The organism is Brevibacillus sp. FIR094 (assembly GCF_050477165.1).
Classification (GTDB): domain Bacteria; phylum Bacillota; class Bacilli; order Brevibacillales; family Brevibacillaceae; genus Brevibacillus.
On the sequence record NZ_JBEAES010000069.1, the window covers coordinates 1 to 8,262 of the forward strand.

Here is an 8,262-nt window from a genome sequence, read left to right on the forward strand (position 1 = left end):
ATTTAATGATAGACTCATTAACGCTTTCGCTGTTCAGTTTTCAAAGAGCATTTTTCTCGTCTCTCTCGAGGCGACTTTTCTATCTTATCATACCGCCTAGGCTTTTGCAAGATGTTTTTTTAAAAAATCTTGTTCCGCTTAGCGGCGACAATTCAATACTTTATCAAACAATGCTCAAGAAGTAAATAGCTTATGTAACTTTTCTTCTTGAAGTGTTGCTTCAATCGAAGCGACAAGAAGTATCTTATCACGTATTTTTAAACTGCACAAGGGTTTTTATAATAAAATTGAATTTCTTTAAATCATATTAAAAGAGAGGCGAATCACTCGCCTCTCTCCCTTACTGTTCCATTACTCTCACAATAGATAAATGTCGAGCTTCGACTAAGTTTACGATTTTACCACCTGTTTCAACCATTGGTCTCGTTGGGTGATTACGGTCTGTAAATACGATCTTCCCAATCGTTCCATCACTTAATTCAACTAGCGTTCCTACAGCGAATTGAGTGATCCCCTCTACAAATGTCCGAACAATGGTAGGATCAAGTTTCCCGAAGCTATCCTGCACTAATTGCTCCACGACTTGATAAGGAGACAATGCCTTTTGGTGCACACGATCTGAGCTCATTGCGTGATATACATCAGCCACGGCGACAATTTTACTGTATAAATGCAGTTTAGAACCAGGTAAACCTAGCGGATAGCCTGAACCATCTTCTCGCTCATGATGTTGCAAAGCCGCTAATGCTACACCTTCACTTAAACCGTGGGATGACTTAATAATTTGGTAGCCATAAACAGTATGCTTCTTCATCTCTTCGAATTCGTCTGGCGTAAGCTTCCCTGGTTTTTGCAAAACCCGCCGATCAATTTTCGTTTTTCCTATATCGAGCAATGTACCCGCTAATGCGACCTGCATCCATTCCTTCTCTGGCACCTTGACCCATTTTGCAATCATATAAGAAATAATCCCAACCGCTATGGCATGCTCGTAGGCATAGCTATCCATCCTTGCAAAGCGCCGCAGGGAGAGAAGAACTTGTGGTTGCTGCTGAAACTCCGTAATGATCGGCGTCACAACTTCTCTGACTTCCATAACAGGTATGTTATTGCCGCCTTGTACGCGGGTCATCAAATTTTTCAGTGTAGACACTGCTTTATCAAATGACTCCTGAAACACTGGTTTAGCTTGGGTAAACTTATCAGAAGCTTCTGGCGTATCTACTTTTGTTGGTTCACCTTGGTCAGTCCAAGCCCCTCCTGATTCCTCTACTTGTACCTGCTTGATCATGAACGCTTCTAAAAATTGAACTTCTCTTTCATAGAGAGGGGTTCCTTTTGCAAAAAGAATGCCTCCCAATGCTGTAAATACGTCTTCAGCCAATTTCGCTCCAAGAGTCAGTTGTTTCACTTCCACATTGGGCAACCTGCTCACCACCCGATCCAACTTGTTAATGATATAGTATCCATTTCCCAATTTTACTCCAAACCCAAACCATTTGCAGGAAAAAAGCACTGGTAGAACAAACTTTCTGCACTTATACGAAAAAACGCCCCACATTATGCGGGACGCTTTCGTCGTGATTTTCTTTATTCCTCTGTCGGTTCGTTAGCTTCGTTAGGTTCGTTAGGCTCGGATGCTTCGACAGTCTCTCCGTCTTGCAGATCCTCGATTCTCTCTTCCGCATCTTCATCCAACATATCCTCTTCCTCAGTTGGAGGACACTTGGCGACTGATCCCACTTGCTCATTTTCAGACAAACGGATCAGTTTCACACCTTGCGTGTAACGGCCCATCACAGAAATACCTTTCATTTCTGTACGAATGATGATACCGGAAGTGGTAATAATCATCAGATCCTCTTCAGGCTCAACGACTTTCAGCCCAACGACCGGACCGCTTCGATCCGTTACATTGTGTGTCTTGATTCCTTTACCGCCACGAGATTGAATGCGGTATTCATCGACAGGAGTCCGTTTACCGTAACCATTCGCCGTTACAATGAGCACTTCTGCATTCGGTTTGATAACGTCCATATCGATGACATCATCATCGTCGTCAAGGGTAATCCCCTTCACACCGGTGGCGTTACGTCCCATCGTGCGTACGTCTCCCTCATTGAAACGGACGGACATGCCTTTGTGAGTACCCATGATGATTTCTTGTTGGCCATCTGTCAGACGAACACCAATCAATTCATCGTCTTCGCGAAGGTTGACTGCAATCAGTCCGCCTTTGCGAATATTTCCATAGGACTCCAAGGTGGTTTTCTTTATAATCCCCTTCTTGGTCGCAAAGAACAGGAAGTGTTCCTGATCAAACTCCTTCACAGGGATTACCGCACTCACCCGCTCGCCTTTTTCAATCTGAATGAGATTGATGATCGGGGTGCCTTTGGCTGTCCGGCTCAAATCCGGAATCTCGAATCCTTTTAGGCGATAAGCCTTCCCTTTGCTCGTGAAGAACATGATGTAGTCATGCGAATTGGTAATGTACAGATGCTCGACAAAATCGTCATCCTTGGTTCCCAATCCCTGAATACCACGTCCTCCGCGTTTTTGCGAACGGTAGGTGGAAACAGGCAGACGCTTGATATAGCCGTCGTGCGTCAGGGTAATGACCACATCTTCCTCTGGGATCAAATCGGCATCATCGATGTTATTCTCATCGAAAGTAATTTCCGTGCGTCTTTCATCTCCGAACTTCTCTTTGATCTCACCCAGCTCTTCACGGATGATCGCATAGATTTTGTTTTCGTCTGCAAGAATCGAACGCAGTTCTGCGATTTTTACCATGAGCTCCTGGTATTCGTTCTCGATTTTTTCGCGCTCCAAACCAGTCAGGCGTTGCAGACGCATATCGAGGATGGCCTGTGCCTGCTCGTAGGACAAGGTGTAGTTTTCCATGAGTCCTGTGCGAGCTTCTTCTGTGGTTTGAGAAGAACGAATCAAGCTGATAATCTCGTCAATATGATCCAAAGCGATGCGCAAACCTTCCAAGATGTGCGCACGGGCTTCTGCTTGCTTGAGATCGTATTCGGTCCTTCTGCGGATAATGACACGTTGGTGCTCCAAATAGTAATAGAGCATGTCACGTAGATTCAATACACGCGGACGACTGTCAACGAGCGCCAGCATATTAACACCAAACGTAGACTGCATTTGGGTATGTTTGAACAAGTTGTTCAAAACAACCTTTGGAATAACGTCGCGACGCAATTCCATCACAATGCGCATACCTTTGCGGTCAGACTCATCACGAAGGTCAGTAATGCCTTCGATTTTTTTCTCGCGCACGAGCTCCGCGATTTTTTCCACGAGTCTGGCCTTGTTGACCTGAAAAGGAATCTCCGTTACGATGATGCGCGGTTTTCCTTTCCCATCCTCTTCAATCAGGGTTTTGGCGCGCATAATAATGGATCCACGACCTGTTTCATAGGCACGACGAATACCACTGTAACCTAGAATCTCACCAGCAGTAGGGAAATCAGGTCCCTTGATAATCTTCATCAAGTCTTGGATGGTAATATCAGGGTTGTCGATCATGGCAATAACGCCATCAACAACTTCCGTCAGGTTATGCGGCGGAATATTGGTTGCCATACCTACTGCAATCCCTGATGCCCCGTTCAAAAGCAGGTTCGGGAAACGCGAAGGCAATACAACCGGCTCTTCTTTGCGTCCATCGTAGTTCGGAATGAAATCGACCGTTTCTTTATCAATATCGCGCAAAAGCTCCAGCGCGAGCTTGGAAAAACGCGACTCCGTATAACGCATCGCCGCTGCCGGGTCACCGTCTACAGAACCGAAGTTCCCTTGCCCTTCAACCAGCATGTAGCGCATGTTAAAATTTTGGGCCATACGTACCATCGCTTCATAGATGGAAGAGTCACCATGCGGATGGTAGTTCGCCATTACTTCCCCGACAACGTTGGCCGATTTACGGAACGGCTTGTCAGGAGTAAGGCCCATATCGTGCATGGCATACAAAATACGCCTGTGAACAGGCTTCAAACCATCGCGAACGTCAGGCAAAGCCCGACTGACGATAACGCTCATCGCATAGCTAATGAACGATTCTCTCATTTCGTGGCTAATATCGACTTTTGGAAACCGAGCAGTTTCTTCTGCCATAAAGGGTAAACCTCCAACTGGTTATCACAATACTTCATTATACCATATAGAGAGAGCACACGTCCAAAAAATCCAGTTGAATCAATCCATTTCCTCAATATTTCCACCGATTTTGGTCTTACACACACGAATTTCGTAGTGTCCCTAAATATTCCAGCTCTGTTTCTGGCTGGATCATCGCACAAAACAAAAAAGGCCCCTACATTCTGGCGCCTACAATTTCATGTTATTTTACATGTATTTATTATCATCTTTACAGCTTCACGACCATTTCCAATTCGGAGGAGCGAATCATTGTCTTCGTATCGATTAACAATCCGAGCGTAATCGCGATCATCTGTAGTAGTTTTCTCATGGTGTATCCCTCCGTTTATTGAATGTACTTTGATTTTACAGGGAATGAACACGTAGTCCCATCGATTTGGGTTTCAACTTCCTTACACTATTGTAAGAAACGCAGGATAGTATGGGAAAAGTGTGGGAAATACCTTCAACAACTGCTTAAGTCGGTTTGAACATGTACAATAAAGTAAGAATCTAAAGGTTCGCGGAGGAATCCTATGAAGACCTTTCACATTGCTATCGTAGACGATGACATCCATATTCGTCAGATCGTCGAAGCCTATCTGCAAAAGGAGGGCTATGTTACAACTGCAGTTGAATCAGCCGAAGAGGCTATTACTTTAGAACAAGAGAATCCCCCCGATCTATGGGTATTGGACATCATGTTGCCAGGTATGAATGGCTATGAGTTTTGCCGACGTATCCGTGCTGGTTCAGAGACGCCTATCATCATGGTTTCTGCTCGCGACGAAGAAGTAGACAAGATTCTTGGACTAGAGCTAGGAAGCGACGATTATCTGACCAAACCTTTTAGCCCTCGTGAATTAGTGGCACGCGTAAATCGGGCACTCCAACGTTGGAAACAGATGAAATCCCATGCAGAAGAATCCCCTTTCATTGCGAAAGACAGTAACACGGAAGAGGCTGCTAACAGCGCTCTTGTATTAGATAAGAAAAAACGTCTGGTCTATTCTTTTGGGGAGGAAGTAGAGGTGACCTCGAAAGAGTTTCAAGTGCTCAGCCTTTTATCAGAGCATCCGAATCGGGCTTTTTCCCGTGATGAGCTGCTCTCTCTTATATGGGGGTATGATTATTTTGGAAGTGATCGAGTAGTTGATGATCTCATTCGTCGTATCCGAAAAAAGCTGGACAAGATCCCTCTCGAAACCGTCTGGGGCTTTGGTTATCGCCTGCGAACTTTGGAAGGAACGAAAGATGAATGAGTATCCAATTTCGCATTACGTTGATGTTCGCCCTTCTTCTTTGTCTTGTCATGGGGGTATCAGCCGCCCTGATCAATTCGTTTTTGCTGGATAATTTAATCGAGCAGCAAAAGAATGAATTAAACCTTAAAGGTCGATTCTGGATTGAAAAAATGAACGAATCGAATGTAAAGATTGAAACAGAGGGAGTCGCAGAACTCGAAAAGCTTCTCGTCTCCAATCGCAAGATAGAAGTTTTACTCTTAGGAAAAAAGAAAAAAGTGCTCTACACATCCCTGCCATCTTCCAATTTGAATGAGTGGATGGATGCCCTTGAGCGTAAAGCGGAGAAAAGGCAAAATCGAAACATTTGGATGGTCGGTAGCGATGATTATGTGGTCGTTAACTTGCCTTTTAAAAACGACGAAAAGCAACGACTGATTCTGGCCTCTCCTGTACGCGGGCTAAAAGACATTCGTATGGAGATGACAAATAACATATTACTCATCGTTTTGATTGGAGCCGTATCTACCATTTTGCTCAGCTTTTTTATTACGCGTAGTATGGTGAAGCCACTGCATAAATTGACGAGAGAAATTAAAAAGGTTCAAGCACGTCGTTTTTCCGAAGTCCAACTCATACCTGCTCGCGGTGAAATTGCTGAGGTCTCAAATAGTGTCTACTCCATGGCACAAGAGCTCGATCGTTTTCATGAAATCCAGCGGCAATTTTTACAGAATGCTTCCCACGAGCTAAAAACTCCTCTCATGTCCATTCAAGGATATGCCGAGGGAATTCGCGATGGTGTTTTTGTTGATGCTGCTGCTGAAAAAGGTTTTGATGTAATTGTAGAGGAAACCAATCGTTTGAAGCATATTGTGACTGAAATTATATTGTTGGCCAAGCTCGAAGGCGAAGAGAATTTGTTTGATCCCTCATGGCATTCCGCTACTGACTTGGTGACTCGGGCCATTGAGCGTTTACACCCTTTGCAGCTCCAACACAATGTAACGATTTCAGTACGTCCGACTAAAAACAATGACGTAGTGTACCTCGATGAAGGAAAGTTTCTCCAAGCCTTGTTGAATATCATTGGAAATGCTTTGCGCCATGCCAAGGATCAGATCATGATCGAAATCAAGCCAGGCAAACGTCATCTCCAAATAGAAGTACAAGATGATGGTGAGGGCATCCCGGAAGAACTGCTCCCCCATCTATTTCATCGTTTTGTGAAAGGGAAAAATGGTGATGTTGGACTGGGCCTAGCTATTTCTCGAGCAATTATCGAACGTTCGCATGGTCGTCTCCAAGCAGAAAATGGTCCACTCCACGGCGCTGTTTTCCGCATCATCCTTCCCTTGTATTCGCAGCCTGAAAACTAACTAACACCCGAGTGATCTAGTGTCCACTCGGGTGTTTTTCTTTCCTTCGATATATTTGCCCCTACATGTTCCCGGAAATTTTCGCTGTGAGCGCATTCCTCCCAATCCTCATAACCATGACAGAAGCGATCAAGCAAAATAATCCCGCAATGATAAACATGATGAAGTAACTATTCAACATGGTATAAATGACTCCTCCACCGTAAGCGGCCACAGCAGCACCTAATTGATGTGCGGCCAATATCCATCCAAACAATATTCCTGATTGCTGTTTTCCATAAATATCGGTTGTCAACTTAAGTGTTGGAGGAACTGTAGCTACCCAATCTAAGCCATAGAAGACAATGAATAAGCCCAAGGTAAACGTAGAAGAGGATAGCGCTGCGGGAAGCAGCATTAACGAAAATCCCCGTAAACCGTAATACCAAAACAAGAGCCAACGATTGTTAAAGCGGTCCGACAGCCATCCCGACAATGTTGTTCCGATAATGTCAAAGATTCCTATGAGAGCGAGTAAACTTGCAGCTGTTACCGCTGGAATACCGTACTCCATACAAGCAGCTATAAAATGAGTACCGATTAAACCATTTGTAGAGAGACCGCAAATAAAAAAGCTGCCAGCCAACAACCAAAAATCAAAGGAACGAGATCCTCTTACTAAACCATCAATAGCTGCACGAAAAGGGTTTTGCTTGATGTCCTCTATTTCTTGATCAGCTTCTGTCGCACCAAATGCCTGAAGTCCCTTATCGCTTGGTCGATCACGCATCAAGACAGCCACAATCGGAACCAAGATCAGAGCTGCTGTTGCAATCACCCACGATGCCGTACGCCAGCCATCTGATTCAGCCAAGCTTGCGAGAAGAGGAAGAAATACCAGCTGTCCTGTTGCACCGCTTGCTGTTAATATCCCCATAACCAATCCTCGTTGCTTCACAAACCAGCGATTTGCGATCATCGCTCCCAATACGGAAGCCGTGCATCCTGACCCCAGTCCAACAACGACTCCCCAAAGTACAGTTAGATGCCAGGAGGCCTGCATCCAAGTCGTGAGGGAGGAACCCAACGCTAACAGGATAAGAGCAATGATCGTGATACGCCTTATTCCGAACCGATCCATGACTGCTGCTGCAAACGGGCCTACCAATCCGTATAGCAATAGATTAATGGACAGCGCTATTGAGATAGAAGAGCGACTCCAGCCAAATTCTTGTTCAACAGGAACCATAAATACACCAGGAGCAGATCGAATTCCAGCGCCAATCAAAAGGATGAAAAAGGTGACACCCGCAACGACCCAGGCGTAGTGGAGCCGACTCGAAGAAGCTTGTTTCATAATGACATGACTCCTTTTTAAAAATGGGACGTCAGAAATTTCAGTTTTTAAATAGTACAAAAAAACCATCCAAGCTGGATGGCTTATTTCATTCCCTGAAAACTGGATCTGCATGATCAGTTGCTAAGTGTGTGGATAAGTCCTC

The 8,262-nt window shown here is 44.8% G+C and carries 5 protein-coding genes; 2 read left to right on the forward strand and 3 right to left on the reverse strand.

Translation table 11 applies throughout. The features are described from left to right. Nucleotides 1-340 precede the first annotated feature (340 nt). Entirely contained in the window at nucleotides 341-1,426 is a 1,086-nt protein-coding gene (locus ACQ5DJ_RS29630) for an HD-GYP domain-containing protein (protein ID WP_429845577.1), read from the reverse strand. Between the two features lie 164 nt (nucleotides 1,427-1,590). Next, entirely contained in the window at nucleotides 1,591-4,134 is a 2,544-nt protein-coding gene (gene gyrA, locus ACQ5DJ_RS29635) for a DNA gyrase subunit A (RefSeq protein ID WP_429845578.1), read from the reverse strand. Nucleotides 4,135-4,694: 560 nt separating this feature from the next. Between gyrA and ACQ5DJ_RS29640 the strand changes: the two genes are divergently transcribed. After that, nucleotides 4,695-5,420, forward strand: coding sequence for a response regulator transcription factor (locus tag ACQ5DJ_RS29640; protein ID WP_429845579.1), 726 nt, complete (start codon nucleotides 4,695-4,697; stop codon nucleotides 5,418-5,420). Beyond that, a complete protein-coding gene (locus tag ACQ5DJ_RS29645; RefSeq protein WP_429845580.1) occupies nucleotides 5,417-6,781 on the forward strand; it encodes an ATP-binding protein in 1,365 nt (454 codons plus the stop codon). The genes ACQ5DJ_RS29640 and ACQ5DJ_RS29645 overlap by 4 nt, the downstream gene beginning before the upstream one ends. A 61-nt stretch (nucleotides 6,782-6,842) precedes the next feature. Here ACQ5DJ_RS29645 and ACQ5DJ_RS29650 read toward each other — a convergent pair whose 3' ends face one another. Continuing rightward, nucleotides 6,843-8,117, reverse strand: a complete 1,275-nt coding sequence (locus ACQ5DJ_RS29650) for an MFS transporter (protein ID WP_429845581.1) — start codon at nucleotides 8,115-8,117, stop codon at nucleotides 6,843-6,845. Nucleotides 8,118-8,262 lie beyond the last annotated feature (145 nt).

What these genes read in the sequence shown, in the direction of transcription:
- gyrA (WP_429845578.1), bottom strand. Translation starts at nt 4,134, where the DNA reads ATGGCAGAAGAAACTGCTCGGTTTCCAAAAGTCGATATTAGCCACGAA.
- ACQ5DJ_RS29640 (WP_429845579.1), top strand. Translation starts at nt 4,695, where the DNA reads ATGAAGACCTTTCACATTGCTATCGTAGACGATGACATCCATATTCGT.
- ACQ5DJ_RS29645 (WP_429845580.1), top strand. Translation starts at nt 5,417, where the DNA reads ATGAGTATCCAATTTCGCATTACGTTGATGTTCGCCCTTCTTCTTTGT.
- ACQ5DJ_RS29650 (WP_429845581.1), bottom strand. Translation starts at nt 8,117, where the DNA reads ATGAAACAAGCTTCTTCGAGTCGGCTCCACTACGCCTGGGTCGTTGCG.